Raw genomic sequence first — 24,286 nt, forward strand, 5'->3', positions numbered from 1 at the left:
GGTCTTTAGAGAGCGTATCTATGAGCGAGTTCAACAAAACCCCCGGTCTAACCCTGCTGCCGGCAGTGGATGTAGCCGACGGCAAGGCAGTGCGCCTCACGCAGGGTGAGGCAGGCACTGAGAAGAGTTACGGTGATCCGTGCGCTGCGGCTCACGACTGGGCCGATCAGGGTGCCGAGTGGATTCACCTCGTTGACCTCGACGCTGCATTCGGTCGTGGCGACAACCACGCGATGATCAAGAAGGTCATCAAGTCGACGCCGAAGCGCGTCAATATCGAACTTTCGGGCGGTATCCGCGACGATGAGTCGTTGGAATCAGCCCTCGCCACCGGTGCGAAGCGCATCAACCTTGGTACCGCTGCGTTGGAGAATCCCGAGTGGGCTGCTCACGTTATTGCCGAATATGGTGAGGCCATTGCTGTTGGTCTTGACGTTCGCGGCACGACGTTGGCTGCTCGCGGCTGGACTCAAGAGGGTGGCGACATTTGGACAGTTCTCGATCGCCTTGAATCCGCTGGATGCTGCCGCTACGTCGTTACTGATGTCACTAAAGACGGCACGCTGCAGGGCCCCAACATCGAACTGCTTCGCCAGGTCATGGAGCGCACACACCGTCCGGTCATTGCCTCTGGCGGAATCTCGAGCCTGGACGACCTTATTGAACTGCGCGAACTTGTTCCGCAGGGTCTTGAGGGTGCGATTGTCGGCAAGGCGCTCTACGCGAAGGCATTCACGCTCGCTGAAGCGCTCGACGTCTCCTCGCACTAACCGAACCATCTCGCAGGCGCGCACACGGAAACTGACCTAGCACTGACACGGGAGCTGACATGGGCGACGAAATGAACGCAACAGATTCCGCAGGCGTGCCGTGGGAGGGTCGTTCCTTTGAGCCCAACGCAGCACCGGATGACGATGGCAGTGCTCCTGAAGCGCTCATGGCCACGATCACCCGCTTTCATTCTGGTGTGGGAACCGAGGCCGAGGTCGTTGATCAGGTTCGCGAGTCCCGCCTTCTGATCCCGCTGCTTGCCAAGGCAGGGGAGACGGCGACGTCCCCCAAGGGGCTCACCATTGACAAGACTCAAGAGCTTTCGATCGTGACTGTCACGGGGCCAGATGGTCGCGCCGTGTTACCCGTATTCAGTTCCGTTGAAGCCATGAAGGCGTGGAACCCAGATGCTCGGCCGGTTCCAGCGGCAGGCACTCGTGTGGCGCTTGCGGCCGCGAGCGAAAACACTGATTTGGTCATCATAGATCCGCTCAGCGACAGCGAGTTCATTCTTCGTCGACCGGCAGTGTGGGCGATCGCGCAGTCTGTTCCGTGGACGCCGAGCTTCTTGCGTGCCGATGTGCGGGACGAGTTCGTGGCATCCGCAGAGAGCGAAGAATATGTCGCTGACATCCAGCTATTGGCCGGCGACCCCGGTGCACGGTTGCATGGCCCCGAGTTGGTCGTTCAGGTAGCGATGCGCGAGGGGCTTGACCGCGACACCTTAGATTCGGTTATGGAGCGGATGCGCGAACGCTGGAGTGCTTCTGAACTCATCGCCCAGTCGGTCGATTCGCTCGCAGTCCAGGTCGTTCGCGCACCAGCGGCTGGCTTGCCCACTGCCTGACGTGCCCACTAGCTGACTGCAGTTAGCGGGCGCCGTCTTAGTTGACGGGGCCGGTGTACTTTTCGCCTGGGCCCTTGCCTGGGGCATCGGGAAACCGCGACTCTTCGCGGAAGGCGAGCTGAACCGAGCGGAGTCCGTCACGAAGCGGGCGAGCATGGTGGTCGCCGATCTCAGGCGCGGCGGCGGTTACGAGGCCGGCAAGCGCAGTAATTAGTTTGCGGGCTTCGTCGAGGTCCTTCTCTGACTCCGCATCCGGGCCATCAGAAAGGCCGAGTTTCACGGCGGCAGCGCTGAGCATGTGCACGGCGACGGTGTTGATTACCTCGACTGCGGGCACTTCTGAGATGTCTCGTGCTTCATTTGTCTCGTCTGGGGTGGGCTCGCTCATGATGTCCTTCGCTTATTGGGGTTCGCTCTGCTATTCTTATGCAGGCCCGGGGCTCGCCCCGGTTACGAAAGTGGAGATTCTCCCACCTGTCAACCGCATACAAGGTTACCGGGTAGTTACACCCCGCACAGTTCGTTTGCGGTGCAATACGCATGATCAGGTTCCTGACTGTGTGAATTGTTCCGGATGTCGGCTGCGCAGCTTTAAAGGGTGATGCAGCTCTGGCTGCGTGACGATCCTCTTTCGTGCCACGGCATCCGCCGAACTGCGTTGATCAAACGAATACCGTTTGTCTGCGCACCACGAAATGTAAGGAGAATACGCATCAGCGATCCCCGTACCAACGACCGAATCCGAGTCCCTGAGGTCCGTCTTGTCGGACCCGGTGGCGAACAAGTCGGTGTCGTCTCCATTGACGTCGCCCTCAAGCTCGCCCAAGAGGCAGATCTTGATTTGGTCGAGGTAGCTCCCAGCTCTAAGCCTCCCGTTGCCAAGATTATGGATTACGGCAAGTTCAAGTACGAAGAGGCGCAGAAGGCGAAAGAAGCTCGTCGCAACCAGACGAACACGATTCTCAAAGAGGTTCGTTTCCGTCTCAAGATCGACAAGCACGACTACGAAACCAAGCGCAAGCGTGCCGAAGGATTCCTCGCCGGCGGCGACAAGGTCAAAGCAATGATCTTGTTCCGTGGCCGTGAGCAGTCTCGCCCCGATCAGGGTGTGCGTTTGCTTCAGAAGTTTGCCGAAGATGTGTCCGAGTTCGGTTCTATTGAATCGACACCGACTATTGACGGTCGCAACATGGTCATGATTATTGGCCCACACAAGACCAAGGCAACAGCTAAGGCTGAAGCCGAGGCCCGCAAGGTAGCTAACAAGAAGCCTCGTGAGGCAGAAGTTCCAGAGAAAGAGGAGAAAGATGCCTAAGCAGAAGACGCACTCAGGCACCAAGAAGCGTTTCAAGGTCACCGGTAGCGGCAAGGTCATGAAGCAGCAGGCGGGTATGCGACACAACCTCGAGGTTAAGAGCAGCAAGCGTAAGCGTGCACTCAACCAGGATCAGGTCATTGCGCCGCAGGACGCCAAGACAATCAAGAAGCTTCTCGGTAAGTAAAGGGTTTAGGAATACATCATGGCAAGAGTTAAAAGGGCGGTAAACGCTCACAAGAAGCGTCGGGTAATCCTCGAACGCGCTAAGGGTTACCGCGGCCAGCGTTCGCGTCTGTACCGCAAGGCCAAGGAGCAGGTCACTCACTCCCTCCTCTACGCGTACCGCGACCGTCGCGCCCGCAAGGGTGAGTTCCGTCGTCTCTGGATCCAGCGCATCAACGCTGCGTCGCGCGCAAACGGCCTCACCTACAACCGTCTCATCCAGGGTTTGAACCTTGCTGGTGTGCAGGTTGACCGTCGTATCCTCGCTGACCTTGCGGTCACCGAGCCCGCCACGTTCGCGTCGCTGGTTGCAACCGCTAAGGCTGCACTTCCTGCTGACACGTCGGCACCCCGTTCGGCTGCGTAACTAGCCGCACAACTATTCGTGCAATCGGCACGCTGTAGCGACCAATTTGGTCCCTACAGCGTGCCGATTCTCGTATGTGCGGGGCGCGAGCTTAGGGTTAGTGTCGTGATTGATAACCCGCGCTCGCCACGTGTACGAGCAGTGGCCAAACTTGCAAAGAAGAGTGCCCGGTCTGAGACCGGGCTTTTTCTCTTGGAAGGCCCCCAATCCGTAGCTGAAGCTCTCGAGTTCCGCCCGGATCTCTTGGTCGAGCTTTATGCCACCCCTACTGCTCTTGAACGCCACAGCAACCTCGCTCGTGCCGCCGAAGCAGCGGAGATCGAAATCGAGTTCGTCTCTGAGCAGGTGCTCGAGACAATGGCAGACACCGTGACTCCTCAGGGCATTCTCGCGGTCTGCCGTCAGTTCCCGACGTCGGTCAAAGACCTTCTGTCTGGCGGGCCCAAGTTGATCGCAATTCTTGAAGAGGTCCGTGATCCTGGCAACGCCGGCACGATCATTCGTGCTGCGGATGCCGCTGGTGCCGATGGCGTGATTCTTACGGGTCGCAGCGTTGACCTTTACAACCCCAAAGTCGTGCGCGCCACGACGGGATCTCTGTTCCATCTTCCGGTTGCCGTCGGTGTTGAGCTCGAAGCGGTGCTGGAGCGCGTCAAGGGCGAGGGCATGCGTGTTCTTGCCGCCGATATCAAGGGCGGCGACTTGTTGGCCGCTCGCAATGAGGGTGTGCTTGATAAGCCCTCGGCGTGGCTGTTTGGCAATGAAGCTCGTGGTCTGACTGACGAGCACTATGCGTTGGCTGATTGGGTTATTTCGGTGCCGATCTACGGACATGCAGAGTCGATGAACTTGGCTACTGCAGCATCCGTCTGCCTGTATGAGAGTGCTTTCGCGCAACGCAGCAACTAATCGACACCGGTGCTCGTGATTTAGTGTCACGACCGTGTTACATCTAGGCGCGTCGATTGACCCTCGTTGTAGGCGTGTGTTTATCTTGGTGAATGGCAGCGCAGAGCGGTGAACCTCTGGTCGTTATCGACCACGTCAACAAACATTACGGTGAGCTGCACGTGCTCAAAGACATCTCCACCACGATTAAACGTGGCGAGGTAGTTGTCGTTATTGGGCCAAGTGGCTCGGGAAAGTCCACGCTCTGTCGTGCGATTAACCGGCTCGAGACCATTGACGACGGCACCATCACTATTGATGGCAAGTTGCTTCCCGAAGAGGGGGCTGGCCTCGCCAAGCTGCGCGCAGACGTCGGCATGGTGTTCCAGTCCTTCAACCTCTTTGCTCACAAGACGATTCTTGAGAACGTTACGCTTGGCCCGCGCCGTGTGCGCAAGATTTCCAAGGCTGAGGCTGACAAGCACGCGATGGAGCTGCTCGACCGCGTTGGTATCGGCAACCAGGCATCCAAGATGCCTGCCCAGCTTTCTGGTGGGCAGCAACAGCGGGTTGCTATCGCCCGTTCACTCGCTATGGACCCGAAGATCATCCTGCTTGACGAGCCCACCTCGGCGCTCGACCCAGAAATGATCAACGAGGTTCTCGATGTCATGGTGCAGCTCGCTAAAGACGGCATGACGATGCTTGTGGTCACCCACGAAATGGGCTTCGCTCGCAAGGCTGCCGACCGCGTCATCTTCATGGCGGATGGCGAAATCGTCGAAGAGGCAGAGCCGGAGCAGTTCTTCACCAACCCCCAATCTCCGAGAGCGCAAGACTTCCTCTCGAAAATTCTTACCCACTAACTCAGCGGGTAATCCCCACAGCAGCAAGGAGAAAAACATGAGACTCAAAAAAGGTCTGATGATTTCTGCCATCGCCGCCGTAGGCCTTCTTGGCCTCAGCGCGTGTGCAGCAGACACTTCGTCTACTACCGACAGCGACATGGTCGTTCCCGATTTCGAAGCCGGCACCACCATGGCTGACCTCGCTGATGCAGGATCGATCACCATCGGTACCAAGTTTGATCAGCCGCTGTTCGGTCTCGTTGGCCCGACAGGCGAGCCTGTTGGATTCGACGTAGAGATCGGCAAGATCATTGCGTCGTCGCTCGGCATTAGCGAAGACAACATCGAGTGGGTAGAGACAGTTTCTGCCAACCGCGAGACGTTCATTGAGAACGGCACCGTTGACATCGTTATCGCCACGTACACGATTAACGACGATCGCAAGGAAGTTATTTCCTTCGCCGGGCCGTACTACAACGCAGGTCAGGACATCCTCGTCCTCGACGGTAACCCCGAGGGCATCACTGGCCCCGAGGACCTCGCAGGCATGGATGTCTGCAGCGTTGCTGGTTCGACTTCAGAGGCGAACATCGCTGAGTACGACGTCAACCTCATCACTACTGACACGTACTCGAACTGCCTCGAGCCGCTTCGTAACGGCAACGTTGTTGCGGTCACCACGGACAACGTGATTTTGGCCGGCCTCGCCGACCAGAACCCTGGTGAGTTCGAAGTTCTGAGCAACCCGTTCACTGAGGAGCCTTACGGAATCGGGCTTGGCCACGATGACGATGAGTTCCGCGACTACATCAACGATGTGCTCGAGGCCTCCTACTCCGACGGTTCGTGGGATGAGGCATGGAACACAACTGCAGGTCAGGTTCTGAAGCTGCCGACCCCGCCGGCTGTTGACCGTTACAGCAACTAACTAGTGTTTCCGGTGCTCGTTCGCGGCTAGGCCGCGGACGAGCACCACTCACGCTACTGCCCACAATTCTTCAGGAGGCTCTGGATGGACGCCATCTCCAACGCGATTGACGCAATCATTGGCGTCACGCCGGTTTACTTTCAGGGTTTTCTGCAGACGCTCCTGTTATTGGCAATCTCGGGGGTCGGAGCCTTTTTCGTCGGCATCTTGATCGCCACGATGCGTATTTCGCCGGTTCCCTCGCTGCGATTGTTCGCCACGATTTACACCGAACTGCTGCGCAACATTCCGCTATTGCTCGTTCTATTTTTTTGCTCGACGGTTCTTCCCATTCTCGGTGTTGATCTTGACTTCTTCCTCTTAGCGGTTATAGGCCTGACGCTCTACACGTCGCCATTCGTTGCCGAGGCTATCCGTTCTGGGTTCAACGGTGTCCCCGTGGGCCAAGCTGAAGCCGCTCGGAGCATCGGAATGGGTTTTACCCAAACCGTGGGCCTTGTGGTTTTACCCCAAGCGAGCCGGATGGTTGTCCCGCCGCTCATCAACGTTTTTATCGCCCTCACCAAGAACACCTCTGTCGCTGGGATCTTCTTCGTCAATGAGCTATTCAAAGGGACGTACGAGGCCGCCCGCGATTACGGCAACGCTGTCGTGATCACCCTGGTTTATGCGGCGGCACTCTATTTAGTCATTACCGTTCCGCTCGGCCTCATAGCCGGAGCGATTGAGAAGAAGGTCATGGTGCTGCGATGAGCATGAGCGTTCTATATGACGCGCCTGGGCCCAAAACCAAGCGCAATTCGACTATTGCGTCAGTAATTGGGGCGGTCGCCATCCTCGCCGGTCTCACGTGGATTGTCTTGGTGCTTGCGGCCCCTCGCACCAATGCGAATGGTGCAGAGCAGCCCGGCATGTTCGATCCTTCTCGCCTCGATATTCTTAGCGACCCCGAACTATGGGGCGCTTTCGGACGCGGCGCGCTAGCGACGCTGCAAATGGCCGGTGCCGCTGCGGTCTTGGCAATTGTTGTGGGAATTCTGTTTTCTTTCGGGCGAACCTCGGCCTCGAAGTGGATTCGAATCCCCACCTCCGTGCTTCTCGAATTCTTCCGTGGCATGCCACTGCTGTTGCTGATCCTCTTCGTTTCCCTATTGTTCTCGATCGGGAGCTACTGGGCTGGTGTGTTGGGGCTCGCTATCTATAACGGCGCCATTATTGGCGAGGCATTGCGCGCGGGCATCATTTCCTTGCCCAGGGGGCAGCGCGAAGGTGGGCTATCGGTCGGCCTCACCTCACTTCAGACCCGCTTCATCATCGAGTTCCCGCAGGCATTCCGTCAGATGCTTCCGATCATTCTCGCGCAGCTCGTGGTGCTCTTGAAAGACACCTCTCTCGCCTACATCGTTGCGTACCCCGAGCTTGCACGAACGATTAAGAACCTTCAAAACTTCTATGGCAGCCGCTATCTCTTCACCCTGTTTGCGGTCGGTTTTGTGATCTATCTCGTCATGAACCTCACGCTGTCGTATATCGCTCGCTACGCGGCGAAACGTAGTGGCCCGAAGCTCGGCAAGATCACTCCAGACACCCCGAAGGTGCCTGGAGCTGAAGGAACACGGGCGATCACGATGCAACGCGGAAACGCGAACAATCGCAAAAATAGCAGTGGTGGTGTCGGCTAAACTCGGGTCTTGTGTCTGAACCCACCCCGATCACAGAACCAGCGGTAACCGCAGCGGTCGAAGCAGCTCTTGCTGCCATCGAATCCGCCGCGACAATGGCCGACCTCAAAACGGTGCGCGGCGCCCATCTTGGCGAAGGGTCACCGCTTGCGGCGCTCAATGCCCAGATGAAAAACGTGGCCCCCGCAGACCGAGCGGCCAGCGGCAAGCTCATCGGTGGCGCACGCGGCCGCGTCAACGGCGCGTTTAGCGCCCGCGAGGCCGAGCTAGCCGTCGCCGAAGAGAAAGCGAAGCTCGCGGCAGAAGCCGTGGATGTCACGGCCGTCGCCACTCGCTATGTCAAGGGAGCGCGGCATCCGCTGAGCCTGCTCATGGAGCACATGAGCGACATCTTCGTTGGAATGGGCTGGGAGGTCGCAGAAGGCCCCGAGCTCGAGAACGAGTGGTTCAACTTTGACGCCCTCAACTTCGACGAAGATCACCCCGCACGAGCGATGCAAGACACTTTCTTCATTGACCCCGTCGACTCGCACTTGCTGTTGCGCACGCACACGAGCCCGGTTCAGATCCGCTCCCTTCTTGAGCGCCCTCTGCCGGTGTACGTTGTCGCGCCCGGACGCGTGTTCCGCACCGACGAACTCGATGCCACTCACACTCCCGTCTTCCACCAGCTGGAGGGTATCGCGATCGACAAGGGCCTCACCATGGCGAACCTGCGGGGCACGCTCGAGCACCTCGCGCGCGCGATGTTCGGCGAGGGTGCCCAGATTCGTCTGCGCCCCAACTACTTCCCGTTCACCGAGCCCAGCGCCGAAATGGACGTGTGGCAGCCCAACGCCAAGGGCGGCGCCCGCTGGGTTGAATGGGGCGGCTGCGGAATGGTCAACCCCAACGTGCTTCGTGCCGCCGGGATCGACCCCGACGAATACCAAGGCTTCGCCTTCGGAATGGGAATTGAGCGCACGCTGCAGTTCCGCAACGAGATGAACGACATGCGAGACATGGTCGAGGGCGATATTCGCTTCTCCCAGCAGTTCGGAATGGTGGTCTAATGAAAATTCCCATGAGTTGGTTGCGGGAATTCGTTGAGATCCCGACAGATATCACCCACGAACAGGTTCACGCCGCGCTCGTGAAGGTTGGCTTTGAAGAAGAAGACGTCCACGGTTTCGACATCTCTGGACCGGTCGTCGTTGGCCAGGTTCTTGAGTTCGTTGGTGAGCCCCAATCCAATGGCAAGACCATCAACTGGTGCCAGGTTGACGTTGGCGAGGCTGAGCCTCGCGGCATCGTGTGTGGCGCTCACAACTTCGTTGTCGGCGACAAGGTCGTAGTCACCCTTCCCGGCTCGGTCCTTCCTGGCCCGTTCCCGATTGCTGCGCGCAAGACGTATGGTCACGTGTCGGATGGCATGATCGCGTCTACTCGCGAGCTCGGTCTCGGAGACGAACACGATGGCATCCTCGTGCTGTCCACGCTGGGCCTTGACCCCGAGGTGGGCACGAGCGCGATTGAGCTGCTCGGCCTCGATGACTTCGCGGTCGAAATCAACGTGACACCCGACCGTGGCTACGCCATGTCGTTGCGCGGAGTTGCACGCGAATACGCGCTCTCGACGGGCGCAAAGTTCACCGATCCTGCCGACGCTCCCACGATCACTGAGGCGAGCGGATTCCCCGTGGTTATCGCTGACGACGCGCCCATTCGCGGTCGCGCCGGAGTGCGCGCGTTCGTCACGCGCGTCGTGCGGAACGTGGATGTGACCAAGCCAACACCCTCGTGGATGATCACGCGGTTGACGCTCGCCGGCATCCGCTCGATCTCGCTCACGGTCGACATCACGAACTACGTCATGCTCGAACTCGGGCAGCCGATTCACGCCTATGACCTCGACCGAGTGTCGGGCGGTTTGACGGTTCGTCGCGCGAAAGCGGGGGAGACTCTCACTACTCTCGACGACAAGTCGCGCACGCTCAACCCTGAAGACCTGCTCATCACTGACGATTCCGGCCCCATCGGCTTGGCTGGCGTCATGGGCGGGGCGAGCACTGAGATTACGGATGCCTCCACCAACGTCCTGATCGAGGCAGCCAACTTCGAGCCCATTTCGATCGCCCGCACTGCTCGCCGCCACAAGCTCGGCAGCGAAGCATCACGTCGTTTCGAGCGTGGCGTTGACCCGTTGGTCGCTCCTGCGGCGGCTGCGCGCGTCGTTGAGCTTCTCGTGGAGCTGGGTGGCGGCACCGTCGATACTTTGGGCAGCAATCTTCTGGCCGAGCACACGCCAGATGCTGTTGATCTGCCCGAGGGGTATGCCGAAGGCCTTATCGGTGTTCGGTACTCGGCTGATGAGATTACCGACTCTCTGCAGGCGATTGGCGCCGATGTGGCTGTGACTGACACTGGTTGGAGCGTCACCCCGCCAAGCTGGCGTCCCGACCTTGGTGACAAGACCACTCTCGTCGAAGAAGTTGCCCGCATCGTGGGCTACGACCGTATTCCGGCTGTTCTGCCGGTGGCCCCTCCTGGCCGCGGGCTCACTCGCGCCCAGCGCCTGCGACGCACCGTCTCTAACAGCCTCGCGGCATCCGGCCTCACCGAGGTCTTGGCCTACCCGTTTATCTCTCAGCACTCGAACGATCTCTTTGGTTCGCCTGAAGCTGGGGGAGCGACCACGATCAAACTCGCGAACGCCTTGGACCCGGATGCCGCAACCCTGCGTCGTTCGTTGCTACCTGGCCTCGCGGCGATCGCGCACCGCAATGTCTCTCGTGGACTCACGGACCTCGCTCTCTTCGAGGTCGGAACAGTATTCCTGCCCGAAGCAGGCCACCGCTACGGAAGCACCTCGTTGCCGCTCGGCTATGAGCTGCCCAGCGACGCCGCTCTCGCCGAACTGCGCTCGAGCATCCCGGAACAACCGTGGCACGTTGCCGCGCTGTTTCTCGGTGATGCCGTCACGCGCCAGCCGGGGCAGCAAGCACTCTCGCGCGGGCTCGCGGATGCCCTCGCCACAGTTCAGCACCTGGCAGCAACGCTCTCGGTCGAGATCGACGTCGTGGCAGGCAGCCACCAGGCAATGCACCCTGGTCGTACCGCGGAGCTTCGGGTGGGCGACCACACGGTTGGTTACGCCGGTGAGCTGTTGCCCGCCTTGGCACTCGAACTCGATTTGCCGCGCGTTGTTGCGGTGCTTGAGCTCGACCTCGCCGTGCTGATTGCGAGTGCTGCTGAAGATATCGCTGCGACGCCCATCATCTCTTACCCGGCCGCTACGCAAGACCTTTCGCTCGTGGTGCCCGCGACGGTGCCGGCTGGCGAGTTGCTGGCCATTATCCGCGAGGGCGCTGGCGAGCTATTGGAGAACGTGCGGCTCGTTGATGACTACCGTGGCACCGGCATCCCAGAGTCGCACAAGTCACTGACCTTTGCGCTACGGTTCCGCGCTAGTGATCGCACGCTCACTCAGGCTGAGGCCACCGAAGCGAAGAATGCTGCGGTCGCCCTTGCTGGTGAACGCGTGGGCGCTGAGCTACGCGAGTAGCTGTCTGTTAGACCGAAAGCCGGTTGTCCCTCGCAGAGCGGCAACCGGCTTTCTGCGTTTGTCGATTAGCCTGCCGCGCGCTCTGGGGACTACTCTATAAATGTGACCGACTTCCGCACTTGCAGCCAGCGATTCCCGCTGAGCTTTGTGGTGCCGTCTTCGCCGGTTCTCCGCGGGGCTGACGAGCGACGATAGGCGGAGTTTTGTCACGACCCACGAGGCCGTGTGATTCGCCGCCGCAAGTGTTCTCGATTCCGAACCCACTGAAGGTAATTCCATGTCAATTTCGGTCGCTGTGGCCGGTGCCAGCGGTTATGCCGGTGGCGAGCTTCTTCGCCTGCTGTCCACCCATCCTGAGTTCGATGTCACGACTGTGACGGCGTTTAGTAACGCCGGTCAGCGTCTCATCGATGTGCAACCGCATTTGCGGTCCCTCGCACACCTTGTTTTTCAACCGACCGAGCCCGAAGTGCTCGCCGGACACGATGTTGTTTTCTTTGCGTTGCCACACGGCAAGTCGGGCGCGTTGACGGCTGAACTCAGCCCCGACACTCTCGTCGTTGACTGTGGTGCCGATCACCGGCTCACCAGTGAAGACGACTGGGCTGCGTTCTACGGCGGCGAGTTCTACGGTGCCTGGGACTACGGGATGCCCGAACTGCTGCACGCCGCCGGGGGAACGCAACGTCAAGTTCTCGCCGGTTCGAAGCGTATTGCGGTGCCCGGGTGCAACGTGACAGCCATCACGCTGGGGCTAGCCCCCGGCATCCGTTCCGCGTTGATCGAGTCAGAAGATATCGTGGCCGTTCTCGCAGTCGGGCCTTCTGGCGCGGGCAAGAGCCTGAAGGTGAATCTGCTGGCGAGCGAAATGATGGGCTCTGCTTCGGCGTATGCCGTTGGTGGCACTCATCGGCACACGCCGGAAATCGTGCAGAACTTGAAGGTCGCTGGCGCTGCATCGGTGACGGTGTCGTTCACCCCGGTTCTCGTGCCCATGTCACGCGGAATCCTGGCGACCTCCACTGCGAAGCTCGCTGACGGGGTCACGGCCGCACAGATTCGGCAAGCGTGGGAGACCGCGTATGCCGACGAACCATTCATTCACGTTTTGCCCGAGGGCCAGTTCCCTCGCACCGCTGATACGTTGGGCGCCAACACCGCCCTGATCGGGCTTGCCGTTGACGAAGCTGCGCGTCGCGTAGTCGTCGTCAGCGCGATCGACAATCTTGTAAAGGGCACCGCAGGCGCCGCGATTCAATCGACAAATATTGCGTTAGGCCTTGAGGAAACCCTCGGTCTGGCGCTGGACGGAGTAGCACCATGAGTGTCACATCAGCCGCAGGATTCGAAGCAGCCGGGGTCGAAGCCGGGCTCAAGGCGAGTGGTGGTCTCGATGTCGCCCTCGTCGTCAACCGCGGCCCACGCTTCGATGCAGCCGCCGTGTTCACGAGCAACCGTGCGCAGGCCCACCCCATCATCTGGTCCAAGCAGGTCATCGACGATGGCATCGCCACGGCGATCGCCCTCAACTCGGGCGGAGCCAACTGCTTCACGGGCCCACAGGGCTTTCAGGTAACGCACGCCACGGCAGAGCACGTCGCTGAAGCGCTCGGGTCATCGGCCGGCGACATCCTCGTGTGTTCGACCGGTCTTATTGGTGAACCGCTTCCGCAAGACAAAGTGCTCGCCGGAATGTCGGCAGCGGTCAGTGCGCTCAGTGCTGACGGCGGCACCGACGCTTCGCTCGCGATCATGACCACAGACAGCAAGCCCAAAACTACTGTCGCGACCGGCACCGGCTACACCGTCGGCGGCATGGCAAAAGGGGCAGGGATGCTCGCGCCAGGCCTCGCGACAATGCTCGTAGTCATCACCACTGACGCCGCTGTCGCCTCCGCCGACCTTGACGCGGCGCTGCGGGAAGCCACTCGCGTGAGTTTCGACCGTCTCGATTCTGACGGCTGCATGTCGACCAACGACCAGGTAACGCTGATGGCGTCGGGCGCCTCGGGCGTGACTCCGGATGCTGCCGAGTTTGCCGCGCTTGTCACGAGCGTGTGCAGCGATCTTGCCGAACAACTTCAGGGCGATGCTGAGGGCGCAAGCCATGACATCCGCATCGAAGTTGTGGGTGCAGTGAGCGAAGACGACGCTGTTGTGGTCGGCCGTTCGGTTGCTCGCAATAATCTCTTCAAGGCCGCGATCTTCGGCAACGATCCCAACTGGGGCCGCGTGCTGGCTGCAATCGGAACCACGGATGCAGCCTTCGATCCCTACGCGGTCGATGTGTCGATGAACGGTGTGCGGGTCTGCCACGCGGGCGCCCCCGACCGTTCTCGCGACGAGGTGGATCTCACGGGCCGTGCTGTGCACGTGCTGATCGATTTGGCCACCGGCGATGCCGAGGCCACCATTTTGACCAACGATCTCACGCACGATTATGTGCATGAGAATAGCGCGTACTCCAGCTGATGCCGGCTTTTACCCACGGCGCTGAACACGAGCAGGCCATGACGAAGGCGGGAGTGCTTATTGAGGCGCTTCCGTGGTTGAAGCGTTTTCGTAACCGCATCATTGTGGTGAAGTTTGGTGGCAACGCCATGATCAATGACGAGCTGAAGCGTGCGTTCGTCCAAGACATGGTCTATCTGCGTCTTGCTGGCGTTCGCCCCGTGATTGTTCACGGTGGCGGCCCCCAGATCACCAAGGAACTCAAGATTCGCGGTATCGAATCTGAGTTCCGTGCTGGCTACCGTGTGACGACAGAAGAGTCGATCGATGTGGTGCGCGATGTGCTCACCGACCAGGTCGGCGCTGAGCTGGTTGATCTCATCAACGAGCACGGAGATCTTGCTAACGGCATTGCCGGTCACGAACATTCGCTGTTTATCGGTGAACGCATGATCAAAGAGATCGAGGGCAAGCGTGTTGACCTCGGGTTGGTCGGCAATGTCACCGAGGTTGATCCTCAGCGGGTGCTTGATGTCTTGGCGAGTGACAACATCCCTGTGGTGTCGACGCTGGCCCAAGAAGCGGGAGAGATTGCTGAAGATGCCTCTGGCCTGCTGAACGTCAACGCGGATTCGGCGGCGGCAGCGCTAGCTATTGCGCTCGACGCTGCCAAGCTCGTCATCCTCACGGATGTTGCCGGTCTCTACAGCGATTGGCCCAACCGTGAGTCGCTCGTCTCGATCATCAACACCGACGAACTGCGTGAGCTGCTGCCGAGTCTGGAGTCGGGCATGATCCCGAAGATGACAGCCTGCCTTGAAGCGGTGGATGCTGGCGTTCCGAAGGCCGCGATCATTGACGGTCGAGCCCCGCACTCGATCCTGCTCGAAGTATTCACGCAAGATGGAATTGGCACCGAGGTGGTACCCGCATGACTTGGAAAGACGACTACGCCCACCGGATGATGAACACGTTCGGTGTACCGAAGGTGGAGTTCGTGAGTGGCGAAGGCTGCACAGTCTTCGATTCCGAGGGCAAGCGTTACCTCGACTTCTTGGCTGGCATTGCGGTCAATTCACTTGGCCACAACCACCCCGCGATTGTGGGCGCGCTCAGCCGTCAAGCCAATCTCCTGCACGTCTCGAACTTCTTCGCGACCGAACCACAGCTTGCGCTCGCGGAACGACTGCTGCGCATTTCGGGTGCCGGTGACGAGGGGCGCGTGTTCTTTGCGAACTCGGGCACAGAGGCAAACGAAGCTGCCGTCAAGCTCGCTCGCCTGACGGGGCGCCCGCGCATCCTGTCGTTGATGGATTCCTTCCATGGTCGGTCTATGGGGGCTCTCTCGATCACCGGCAAGGCATCGTTGCGCGAGCCATTTGAGCCGTTGCTTCCCAATGTCGAGCACATCGAGTCCACTATTGAGGCCCTCGAAGCTGCAATCGGACCGGATGTCTCGGCCCTCATCGTCGAGCCAATCAAGGGAGAGGCGGGGGTGCACTCGCTGCCCGCCGGCTACCTCGAAGCGGCTCGTGAACTGACGACTCAGCACGGCGTGCTACTCATTATCGACGAGATCCAGACCGGAGCCGGACGCACGGGAGACTGGTTTGGCTTCCAAGAGAGCGGAATCGTTCCCGACGCCATCACTATGGCCAAGGGAATGGGCGGGGGAGTGCCGATTGGTGCGCTCGTGACGTTCGGGAAGGCATCCTCGCTGATGCATCCCGGTCAACACGGCACTACTTTCGGTGGCAACCCACTCGTCTGTGCCGTTTCGGAAGCGGTCTTGGGCCAGATTGAGTCTGACGACCTCGTGGCAAATGCCGCTCAGCGCGGTGCCGAACTGCGCACCGCACTGGCCCGCATCGATTCCTCGTTGATCATTGAGCTTCGCGGTCGCGGACTCCTGATCGGCATCGGACTTGCCGAGCCAGTCGCGCAAGAGATCGTGGCCACTGCGCTCGAGCACGGGCTGATTATCAATGCGCCCAATGCGTCGACGGTTCGCCTCGCTCCGCCCCTCATCATTGGCGATGCCGAAATCGCCGAATTCATTGACACGTTCAGCATGGTGCTGAACGAAGTGACCAACACAGCACCTACGGAGGCATCATGACCAGGCATTTTCTTCGCGACGATGACCTCAGCCCGGCTGAACAACTCGAGATTCTCGATCTCGCCGAAAAAGTAAAAGCTGATCGGTGGGGGCGAAAGCCGCTTGAGGGTCCGCAGACCGTTGCTGTGATCTTTGACAAGTCATCAACTCGCACTCGCGTCTCGTTCGCTGTGGGCATCGCAGACCTTGGCGGTTCGCCGCTCATCATCTCGACCGCCAACAGTCAGCTCGGCGGTAAGGAGACAGCCTCAGACACGGCTCGCGTTCTTGAACGCCAGGTCGCCGCCATTGTCTGGCGCACCTACGGCCAGCAGGGTCTTATTGAGATGGCCCACGGAACCCAGGTTCCCGTGATCAACGCTCTCAGCGACGAGTTCCACCCGTGCCAGTTGCTCGCCGACCTGCTCACGATTCGCGAGCACAAGGGCGAGCTCAAGGGCTTGACCGTCACGTTCCTCGGTGATGGTGCAGACAACATGGTGCACTCCTACCTGCTCGCTGGAGCCACCGCGGGAATGCACGTGCGCATCGCGTGCCCCGAAGATTACCTACCGCTGGCGGATGTCGTCGCTGACGCGGAGAAGATTGCGGCATCCACGGGTGGTTCGATTTCAATTCTCACCGACGCGGCTGAAGCCGTGACGGGTGCGGATGTTGTTGTCACCGACACGTGGGTGTCGATGGGCAAAGAAGACGAGAAGGCCGCTCGCGTGGCTTCTCTTGGTGCTTACAAGGTCGACACTGCGCTGATGGCGCTCGCAAAGCCTGACGCCATCTTCTTGCACTGCTTGCCTGCTGACCGCGGGTATGAGGTTGAGGCCGACGTGATCGATGGCCCGCAGAGTGTCATCTGGGATGAGGCGGAAAACCGCCTGCACGCCCAGAAGGCTCTCATGATTTGGTTGCTCGAACAGGCTGCCTAGTTTTTGGCGGCATGAAGCCGCCGTAGTAGTTCCCTAAACTGATTCACGACGTCAAGGAGAAAAACATATGTCAGAACGCGTAGTTCTCGCCTACTCGGGCGGACTCGACACTTCAGTAGGTATCGGCTGGCTCAAGGACGCCACAGGCAAAGAGGTCGTCGCACTCGCGATTGACGTCGGCCAGGGCGGCGAAAACATGGATGACATCCGTCAGCGCGCACTTGACTGTGGTGCTGTTGAGTCGATCGTTATCGATGCCAAGGATGAGTTCGCTGATGACTTCCTGATGCCAGCACTCAAGGCAAACGCGTTGTACCAGAAGCGTTACCCACTGGTTTCGGCTCTTAGCCGTCCGGTGATCTCGCGTCACCTTGCACTCACCGCCAAGGCTCTCGGCGCTGACAGCGTCGCTCACGGTTGCACCGGTAAGGGCAACGACCAGGTTCGCTTCGAGGCGGCTGTTGCGGCTCTCGCCCCCGACCTCACGAGCATCGCGCCGGTCCGCGACCTCGCGCTCACCCGTGACAAGGCGATCATCTACGCCGAAAAGCACAACCTTCCGATTCGCCAGTCCGCCGCGAGCCCCTACTCGATCGACAAGAACGTCTGGGGTCGCGCTGTCGAGACTGGATTCCTTGAGGACCCGTGGAACGCTCCGATCGAAGAGCTTTACGAGTACACCGCTGATCCTGCCGCTGGTCTGCCCGCCGATGAAGTGACCATCACTTTCGAAGCCGGAATTCCTGTCGCCATCGACGGCGTCGCGATGTCGGCTCTCGCCATCGTTGAGCACATGAATGCGCTCGCGGGCAAGCATGGCATCGGCCGCATCGACGTGGTCGAGGACCGCCTCATCGGTATCAAGAGCCGCGAGGTTTACGAAGCTCCCGGCGCGATGGCTCTTATCGCCGCCCACGAAGAGCTTGAGTCACTCACGATCGAGCGTGACCTTTCCCGGTACAAGCGTGGAGTTGAGGCCGAATGGTCGAACCTCGTGTACGACGGACTCTGGTATTCAGGTCTCAAGCGTTCACTTGACGCGTTCATCGACGACACCCAGCGCTATGTCAGCGGAGAAATCCGTATGACACTCCACGCTGGCCGTGCGGTACCGACTGGCCGCAAGTCAGAGCAGAGCCTCTACGACTTCAGCCTCGCCACCTACGACACTGGCGACACGTTCGACCAGTCGCTCGCTAAGGGCTTCATCGAACTCTGGTCACTGCCGAGCAAGATCTCGGCTCGTCGCGACGCAAAGCAGGGCTAATCATGGCGCAATCTGCCGAAACTGGTGAGGGACAACTCTGGGGAGCCCGCTTCGCAAGTGGCCCTTCACCTGAGCTTGCCCGGTTGAGCAAATCAACTCACTTCGACTGGCAGCTTGCGCAGTATGACCTCGCCGGTTCGCGAGCGCACGCTGTTGCGCTCGCGACCGCGGGGTACCTCGACGACGTTGAACTCGAAACGATGACGGATGCCCTGACATCCTTGAGTGCAGCCGTTGCCGATGGCAGCTTCACAGCCCTCGAATCCGAGGAAGACGTTCATGCCGCGCTTGAGCGCGGGCTCATCGAGCGTGCGGGTGCTGAGGTCGGAGGCAAACTCCGTGCCGGGCGCAGCCGCAACGACCAAATCGCCACTCTGGTGCGCATGTACCTTCTCGACCATGCGGGCGCAATTGCCGCGATGGTTGTCGACCTGATTGACGCCATTGTGGCGCAGGCTGAGAAGCACGATGCAGCCATCATGCCGGGTCGTACCCACCTCCAACATGCGCAGCCAGTGCTGCTCGCGCATCATTTGCTCGCGCACGCGTGGCCTCTGGTGCGCACGCTCGAGCGCTTGCGGGACTGGAAGGTTCGCGCATCCACATCGCCGTATGGTTCTGGCGCGCTTGCGGGCAGCACGTTGGGGCTCGACCCCGCGCTGGTCGCTCGGGAGCTGGGGCTTGCTCGCCCCACTGAAAACTCGATTGATGCAACCGCGAGCCGGGATGTCGTGGCAGAGTTCGCGTTCATTACCGCGCAGCTTGGTATCGACATTTCGCGACTCAGCGAAGAGATCATTCTGTGGAACACGCGCGAGTTCGATTTCGTGCAGCTCGATGACGCATATTCCACGGGCTCGTCGATCATGCCCCAGAAGAAGAACCCCGACATCGCTGAGCTTGCTCGAGGCAAGTCTGGTCGCCTCATTGGTAACCTCACGGGCCTGCTTGCCACGCTCAAGGCCCTGCCGCTCGCGTATAACCGCGATCTTCAGGAAGACAAAGAGCCCGTGTTCGACTCCGTCGAGACTCTCGAAGTGCTCTTGCCAGCGTTCACTGGCATGGTGGCAACGTTGCGCTTCAACACGGAGCGCATGGCCGAGCTTGCACCTCAGGGTTTCTCCCTGGCGACGGATGTTGCTGACTGGCTCGTGCGCCAGCATGTTCCGTTCCGTGAGGCTCACGAAATCAGCGGTTCCCTCGTGCGTTTCTGTGAAGACAACTCGCTCGAACTTCACGAACCGACCGATGACGACTACGCCGCCATTTCACCTCACCTCACGGGCGATGTGCGCGCGGTTCTTACGGTGGAGGGTTCTGTATCGAGCCGTGCCGGCGTCGGCGGAACGGCTCCCGTGCGCGTTGCGGAGCAGCGCGCCGAGCTCACCGAGCGTGTTCGAGTGCTCGCGGCTGCTCTCGACCCGCAGGTCATCCGCTAGACGTGTTCGAACTGCTCAGCAGGCCGGCAACTGAGGTTGCTCCGCTCTTGCTGGGTGCTGTCGTGCGCGTCGGTGAGGTCGCGGTGCGGCTCACCGAGGTCGAGGCGTACATGGGCGAAGTCGATCCTGGCTCGCACGCTTTTCGCGGGCCGGGCAAGCGCAATGCCGTCATGTACGGCCCGCCCGGCCATCTCTATACCTATTTCACCTATGGGATGCACACGTGCGCGAATGTCGTGTGCATGCCCGAGGGCGTTGCCTCGGGGATTCTACTGCGCGCGGGCGAAGTGATCGAGGGGATGGATGTCGCGGCCGAACGTCGCGCAACATCCAAGAAACCGGCCGACCTCGCAATGGGGCCCGCCCGCCTCGCGGTTGCGCTGGGCATTCGTTTGGATGACGCGGGAACCAACCTAGAGTCGGGTCGCGTTCGTCTGGAACTGTCGCAGTCGCGGTCTCCGTTCAGCATTGGTCCGCGCACGGGCGTCGCGGGTGCTGGCGGCACTGACGAGTATCCGTGGCGCTTCTGGATTCCGGGGGAGCCGAGCGTGTCCCCGTATCGCCCCGCAGTGAAGCGCAAGCGCAGCTAGTGGCCCGCTTCACACCGCTAGAGCAGCGGATTGATGAGTGGGCGCACCGGCGTCTTGACCGCGTTCGCGATGGCGGTCCGCAGCATCCGCACGGTAGTGGTCGGGTCCAACCACAGCGCCTCCGCACGTGGGCTATTGAGTTCACGGTGTTCGTGCTCAAGCAAGCCTGGGCCTGCGTGTTCGGGGGAGCACTACTCGCCGTTCTCGTGCTCACACGCCTCTGGTACCCAGAGTCGGCGGCTCTAGCCCGCAACGATTTTCTGGTGTTGGCTGCTCTCGCCATCCAAGTTCTCATGGTGGTCTTCAAGCTGGAGACACTGCGCGAACTGCGGGTGATCATCCTGTTCCACATTGTGGGAACGGTGATGGAGATTTTCAAAACGGATGCCGGATCGTGGACCTATGAGGGCGACGGCGTGCTGCATATCTTCGGCGTCCCGCTCTATAGCGGTTTCATGTATGCCGCAGTCGGTTCGTACATGGTGCGTGTGTTCCGGCTCTTCGAGCTTCGTTTTGATCGCTATCCGCGACGCTGGATCACGGCCATTCTGGCCACGCTGATCTACGTCAACTTTTTCAGCCATCACTTCATCGTCGATGCCCGGTGGTTCCTGTTTGCGGCGATCGCAGTGGTCTGGTGGCGAACGGTGATGCACGTCAGAGTCTCGCGGGCGCGGTTCCGGATGCCGATTCTGGTCTCGTTCGTGCTGGTCGCGATATTCATTTGGATTGCCGAGAATGTGGCAACGTGGTCGAACGCGTGGGTATATCCCAATCAGTCGGAGGGTTGGGAGTTAGTCTCGATCGCCAAGCTCGGTTCGTGGCTGCTGCTCATGATCGTCTCGGTGGTCTTGGTGACGTGGGTTGAGAAACCACAGCCGCCGGAAGCGATCGCTGAGAACGCCACCGCGCAGTCGTAACGCTAAGCCCACGCAGAGCACGTGTCGACGGGCTACCTAGCGTCCGACAAGCAGGGCTGCGGTGCAGAGCCCGGCCCAGACGAGGCTCACGAGCGTGCCAATGATGAATCGTTCGCGGGCAGCCGCGTTCTCGAGTTCGGAGAAGCGACCGAGTCCTTTGATGGCAACGATGACGGCGATCGCTCCGGGCTGCCACACCATGAAGGACGCGATGAACGCGAAGCGTTCGAGGTAACCGATCGTGGTTCCGCCGCGCAGAATCTCACGTTCGGGCAGGGGAGAGTCGGCGTCGATCACGAGGATGCCGCCATGTTCGCCGCGCGGCGCCGGATACGAGGCGAGCGAGAGCACGAGCGCCACGAGTGGGCTGCCCGCGAGAGTGGCTAGTGCGACGAGGGCGGCGCTGAGCAAAATGATTAGTTCCGAAGCATCACCGGGCAGAGGGTTTCCAGTGGAACCCAAGATGAGGGCGATACCGACAGGCAGTAGCGAGACGGTGGCGAGCCAATACTTTTCGGTGCGCGCGGCAATCATGGATGCGCCGATCGCTCCGATTGTGAGAACGAGTACCGCGATCCACCAGCCGGTCATGACGTGCCTTTCTCTGCGCTGAGCGCGTTGTCGGTTGCTACTCCACTGTGTGCTCTGTCGAGCAGGTTTGCAAGGGCGCGAACGGCCTCTTCTTCTGTGCGAAGCCCGGCGACGAGAGCCCGCTGGCTGGCAGATTGTGGGGAGATGCCGAGGCGCTCGGCCGCGTCGGCTTGTGTGATTCCGGTGCTGAGCAAGTCGTAGAGTTCCCAACCGTTGTCAGTGCGACGGTTGCGAAGCAGAATCAACAGCTCAAGAAGTGGCTCGATGTCGCGGGCGAGCTCGCTCTCGGGGTCGGACTCGACGGCGCATTTGGCTGGACTCTTCTTGGCGCGGTCGATGGCGTCTCTCGCGGCGAGAAAGGCAGGGCCACTGGTTGCACGCACGCTTGTTCCGAACGGCAGGGGCACTGCGCCGATACCGATTCCCACGCTCCACTGTTCGGTGCGGGTCAGTTCGAGGGTGATGTCGAGAGCAGCCTGTGCCGACGTGAGCAGCATTTGCGCTTCGTCTCCCGCGGTGCGTTCGGCGGGCAGGGCGAGGTCATCCGCGCGCTCGGTGTTGATGCGCTGCAGGGTCTGGGCTACGGCATCCGCGCTGCTGCGGCTGTTTCTTTGGTCCGCTGTGATCACAAACATAACTAAAGGCTACAGCATTGATTCTTCAACATCAGGCCCACAAGCCTGATTTCTTCAGATCAGTGCCTCAGCATTGCGGGTAACCAACGGCAGGCTGCTCTCAGCACCCCGCCGATAGGCACTACGGTTAATGACGTGTCAGCGACAGCATCAGAATCTCTCAGTACCCAAAGCAACGACAGCTCTTTCGAGAGCTTGTGGCAAGAGCTCACGTGGCGCGGTCTCGTGCACGTCTCTACCGATGCGGATGCCCTTGAGAAGCTTCTCGACGGTGACCCCATCACCTACTACTGCGGATTCGACCCCACCGCGCCCAGCCTTCACTTAGGCAACCTCGTGCAGCTTCTGCTGCTGCGCCGTCTTCAGCTGGCTGGCCACAAACCTCTCGGACTCGTCGGGGGAGCGACCGGCCTCATCGGAGATCCGCGCCCCACAGCAGAGCGCACGCTCAACGACAACGAAACCGTTGCCGAATGGGTCAGCTACTTGCAGGCCCAGGTCTCCAAGTTCTTGAGCACCGAGGGTGACAATGCCGTGCGCATGGTCAATAACCTCGACTGGACAGCGCCGATGAGCGCGATCGATTTCTTGCGCGATGTCGGCAAGTACTTCCGTGTCGGCACGATGCTCAAAAAGGATGCGGTGAGCGCGCGTCTCAATAGCGACGCCGGCATTAGCTACACCGAGTTCAGTTACCAAGTCATGCAGGGCATGGACTTCTTGGAGCTCTACCGCAACTACGACTGCGTTTTGCAAACCGGTGGCAGCGACCAGTGGGGCAATCTCATCAGCGGCAGCGACCTCATCCATAAGGCTGAGAGCGCGAGCGTTCACGCCATTGGCACCCCGCTCATCACGAACTCGGATGGCACCAAGTTCGGCAAGAGCGAGGGCAACGCCATTTGGCTCGACTCTAAGATGACGAGCCCCTACGCGTTCTACCAGTTCTGGCTCAATACTGATGATGCGGATGTCATTGAGCGCGTGAAGATCTTCACGTTCCTGTCGCGGGAACAGATCACTGCTCTCGAGACCGCTGTCGCTGAGGCGCCGTTTCGTCGCGAAGCACAGAAGACTCTCGCTTTCGAGGTCACTTCTCTCGTTCATGGCCGCACTGCAACGGAAGCGGCAATCGCAGCATCCGCAGCTCTCTTCGGCCAAGGGGAGTTGGCGTCATTGGATGCGGACACTCTTGCCGCAGCTCTGCGCGAGCTCGCCCACGTCGAAACCTCAGCGGATGCGACCGTTGTGCAACTGCTTGTCGACACGAAACTGGTGTCGAGTGCGAGCGAAGCGCGTCGCGCAATCTCGCAGGGCGGCGTCTACCTCAACAACGTTGCTGTAGCGGATGACCAGGCCACGGTGGGCAGTGACCTTCTGCCCGGAAACGTGGCCGTTCTCCGTCGCGGCAAGAAGACTCTCGCAGGAATCTTCGTCACCTCCTAGCGCGAACAGCACCCGCAGAAGTGGGCCGACTACTTTGGTGACCAGCCAACGTTCGTCTTCACCACTCGCGACCTTCCCGTTCCCGAAGGCGCCGACGTCCGCTTTGTTCGTGGAGCTGTCGCGGATGCCCTGCCTGCGATTCGCGAGGCTGCAGGCGCTGGCGACGTCTGGGTTGTGGGCGGTAGGTCAATTCGCCCTCCTGGTTTACGAAGTCGTGCCGCCGAACTAGTCGTCGCTCTGCCGCCGGTTGTCTGGCTCATTGCCGCCATTAACTCTCAAGTTTCACCGCACGGTTCGAGTGCTACACAGTGTTTTGGGGGCCTCATTTTTGCGACACGCCCGGGATGTGGTCGGTGTTGGCGAGGGGGGCGAAATGCACGTAATGTTTCCTCTTGTCACCCCAAAGGTGCGGAAGTCCCGGGCAGTTCTGCTGCTAGGTTTCCGGCCTCAAGTGGGGGCCACCATCCTCCACAACTTTAGAGTTGTGGTC

At 60.3% G+C, this 24,286-nt stretch carries 25 protein-coding genes; 22 read left to right on the forward strand and 3 right to left on the reverse strand.

The window, feature by feature from the left end; translation table 11 throughout:
• The first annotated feature begins 20 nt into the window (after nt 1–20).
• Both priA and I6E56_RS14630 read left to right on the forward strand, forming a co-directional pair.
• Entirely contained in the window at nt 21–770 is a 750-nt protein-coding gene (priA, locus tag I6E56_RS14625) for a bifunctional 1-(5-phosphoribosyl)-5-((5-phosphoribosylamino)methylideneamino)imidazole-4-carboxamide isomerase/phosphoribosylanthranilate isomerase PriA (RefSeq protein ID WP_197139251.1), read from the forward strand.
• A 59-nt stretch (nt 771–829) separates the two neighbouring features.
• Entirely contained in the window at nt 830–1,618 is a 789-nt protein-coding gene (locus I6E56_RS14630) for an SseB family protein (RefSeq protein WP_231606737.1), read from the forward strand.
• Nucleotides 1,619–1,655: 37 nt separating this feature from the next.
• Here I6E56_RS14630 and I6E56_RS14635 read toward each other — a convergent pair whose 3' ends face one another.
• Nucleotides 1,656–2,006 carry a DUF1844 domain-containing protein gene (locus tag I6E56_RS14635; protein WP_197126597.1) on the reverse strand — a complete coding sequence of 117 codons (351 nt, stop codon included), beginning with the start codon at nt 2,004–2,006 and terminating at the stop codon, nt 1,656–1,658.
• A 213-nt stretch (nt 2,007–2,219) separates the two neighbouring features.
• On the opposite strand from I6E56_RS14635, the gene infC reads away from it, so the two are divergent.
• The 19 genes from infC to I6E56_RS14730 all read left to right on the forward strand — a co-directional run bounded on the left by infC (nt 2,220) and on the right by I6E56_RS14730 (nt 21,124).
• Complete coding sequence (gene infC, locus I6E56_RS14640) at nt 2,220–2,933, forward strand: translation initiation factor IF-3 (protein ID WP_197139252.1); 714 nt, start codon at nt 2,220–2,222, stop codon at nt 2,931–2,933.
• Nucleotides 2,926–3,120: a 50S ribosomal protein L35 gene (gene rpmI / locus I6E56_RS14645; RefSeq protein WP_197108656.1), complete on the forward strand. Its 195-nt coding sequence runs from the start codon at nt 2,926–2,928 to the stop codon at nt 3,118–3,120. The genes infC and rpmI overlap by 8 nt, the downstream gene beginning before the upstream one ends.
• Nucleotides 3,121–3,138: 18 nt before the next feature.
• Nucleotides 3,139–3,525, forward strand: a complete 387-nt coding sequence (gene rplT / locus I6E56_RS14650) for a 50S ribosomal protein L20 (RefSeq protein ID WP_197126598.1) — start codon at nt 3,139–3,141, stop codon at nt 3,523–3,525.
• 105 nt (nt 3,526–3,630) lie between these two features.
• Nucleotides 3,631–4,434 (forward strand): RNA methyltransferase, encoded by an 804-nt coding sequence (locus I6E56_RS14655; RefSeq protein ID WP_197139253.1) that lies wholly within the window; start codon nt 3,631–3,633, stop codon nt 4,432–4,434.
• Nucleotides 4,435–4,526: 92 nt separating this feature from the next.
• Nucleotides 4,527–5,279 (forward strand): amino acid ABC transporter ATP-binding protein, encoded by a 753-nt coding sequence (locus I6E56_RS14660; protein WP_197110596.1) that lies wholly within the window; start codon nt 4,527–4,529, stop codon nt 5,277–5,279.
• A gap of 37 nt (nt 5,280–5,316) precedes the next feature.
• The gene (locus tag I6E56_RS14665; protein WP_197139254.1) at nt 5,317–6,189 is read left to right on the forward strand and encodes a glutamate ABC transporter substrate-binding protein; all 873 of its coding nucleotides are present in this window, start codon (nt 5,317–5,319) and stop codon (nt 6,187–6,189) included.
• An 84-nt stretch (nt 6,190–6,273) separates the two neighbouring features.
• Entirely contained in the window at nt 6,274–6,942 is a 669-nt protein-coding gene (locus tag I6E56_RS14670) for an amino acid ABC transporter permease (protein ID WP_197110594.1), read from the forward strand.
• The gene (locus tag I6E56_RS14675) at nt 6,939–7,871 is read left to right on the forward strand and encodes an amino acid ABC transporter permease (RefSeq protein ID WP_197110593.1); all 933 of its coding nucleotides are present in this window, start codon (nt 6,939–6,941) and stop codon (nt 7,869–7,871) included. Before I6E56_RS14670 ends, I6E56_RS14675 begins: the two co-directional genes overlap by 4 nt.
• 11 nt (nt 7,872–7,882) lie before the next feature.
• Nucleotides 7,883–8,923, forward strand: coding sequence for a phenylalanine--tRNA ligase subunit alpha (gene pheS / locus I6E56_RS14680; protein WP_197139255.1), 1,041 nt, complete (start codon nt 7,883–7,885; stop codon nt 8,921–8,923).
• The gene (pheT, locus tag I6E56_RS14685; RefSeq protein ID WP_197139256.1) at nt 8,923–11,415 is read left to right on the forward strand and encodes a phenylalanine--tRNA ligase subunit beta; all 2,493 of its coding nucleotides are present in this window, start codon (nt 8,923–8,925) and stop codon (nt 11,413–11,415) included. Before pheS ends, pheT begins: the two co-directional genes overlap by 1 nt.
• Before the next feature lie 277 nt (nt 11,416–11,692).
• Nucleotides 11,693–12,739, forward strand: a complete 1,047-nt coding sequence (argC, locus tag I6E56_RS14690) for an N-acetyl-gamma-glutamyl-phosphate reductase (RefSeq protein WP_197139257.1) — start codon at nt 11,693–11,695, stop codon at nt 12,737–12,739.
• The gene (gene argJ / locus I6E56_RS14695; RefSeq protein WP_197139258.1) at nt 12,736–13,887 is read left to right on the forward strand and encodes a bifunctional glutamate N-acetyltransferase/amino-acid acetyltransferase ArgJ; all 1,152 of its coding nucleotides are present in this window, start codon (nt 12,736–12,738) and stop codon (nt 13,885–13,887) included. The genes argC and argJ overlap by 4 nt, the downstream gene beginning before the upstream one ends.
• Nucleotides 13,887–14,801 carry an acetylglutamate kinase gene (gene argB / locus I6E56_RS14700; protein ID WP_197139259.1) on the forward strand — a complete coding sequence of 305 codons (915 nt, stop codon included), beginning with the start codon at nt 13,887–13,889 and terminating at the stop codon, nt 14,799–14,801. Before argJ ends, argB begins: the two co-directional genes overlap by 1 nt.
• The gene (locus tag I6E56_RS14705; RefSeq protein WP_197139260.1) at nt 14,798–15,985 is read left to right on the forward strand and encodes an acetylornithine transaminase; all 1,188 of its coding nucleotides are present in this window, start codon (nt 14,798–14,800) and stop codon (nt 15,983–15,985) included. Before argB ends, I6E56_RS14705 begins: the two co-directional genes overlap by 4 nt.
• A complete protein-coding gene (gene argF, locus I6E56_RS14710; RefSeq protein ID WP_197126746.1) occupies nt 15,982–16,908 on the forward strand; it encodes an ornithine carbamoyltransferase in 927 nt (308 codons plus the stop codon). Before I6E56_RS14705 ends, argF begins: the two co-directional genes overlap by 4 nt.
• 67 nt (nt 16,909–16,975) lie before the next feature.
• Entirely contained in the window at nt 16,976–18,175 is a 1,200-nt protein-coding gene (locus tag I6E56_RS14715) for an argininosuccinate synthase (protein WP_010205232.1), read from the forward strand.
• A gap of 2 nt (nt 18,176–18,177) precedes the next feature.
• On the forward strand, nt 18,178–19,614 hold the full coding sequence (argH, locus tag I6E56_RS14720; RefSeq protein ID WP_197139261.1) for an argininosuccinate lyase: 1,437 nt from the start codon (nt 18,178–18,180) through the stop codon (nt 19,612–19,614).
• A gap of 2 nt (nt 19,615–19,616) precedes the next feature.
• Nucleotides 19,617–20,204: a DNA-3-methyladenine glycosylase gene (locus tag I6E56_RS14725; RefSeq protein ID WP_197139262.1), complete on the forward strand. Its 588-nt coding sequence runs from the start codon at nt 19,617–19,619 to the stop codon at nt 20,202–20,204.
• Nucleotides 20,204–21,124: a DUF817 domain-containing protein gene (locus I6E56_RS14730; protein ID WP_197139263.1), complete on the forward strand. Its 921-nt coding sequence runs from the start codon at nt 20,204–20,206 to the stop codon at nt 21,122–21,124. The genes I6E56_RS14725 and I6E56_RS14730 overlap by 1 nt, the downstream gene beginning before the upstream one ends.
• A gap of 36 nt (nt 21,125–21,160) precedes the next feature.
• On the opposite strand, the gene I6E56_RS14735 is transcribed toward I6E56_RS14730, so the two are convergent.
• Together I6E56_RS14735 and I6E56_RS14740 are read right to left on the reverse strand one after the other, a co-directional pair.
• Entirely contained in the window at nt 21,161–21,715 is a 555-nt protein-coding gene (locus I6E56_RS14735) for a hypothetical protein (protein ID WP_197139264.1), read from the reverse strand.
• Nucleotides 21,712–22,350: a SatD family protein gene (locus tag I6E56_RS14740; protein WP_231601653.1), complete on the reverse strand. Its 639-nt coding sequence runs from the start codon at nt 22,348–22,350 to the stop codon at nt 21,712–21,714. The genes I6E56_RS14735 and I6E56_RS14740 overlap by 4 nt, the downstream gene beginning before the upstream one ends.
• Nucleotides 22,351–22,485: 135 nt before the next feature.
• Here I6E56_RS14740 and tyrS point away from each other — a divergent pair, with 135 nt between their 5' ends.
• Entirely contained in the window at nt 22,486–23,796 is a 1,311-nt protein-coding gene (gene tyrS, locus I6E56_RS14745; RefSeq protein ID WP_307842882.1) for a tyrosine--tRNA ligase, read from the forward strand.
• The last annotated feature ends 490 nt before the right edge of the window (nt 23,797–24,286 follow it).

Origin of the sequence: Salinibacterium sp. NK8237 (genome assembly GCF_015864955.1) — a bacterium.
Lineage (GTDB): Bacteria > Actinomycetota > Actinomycetes > Actinomycetales > Microbacteriaceae > Rhodoglobus.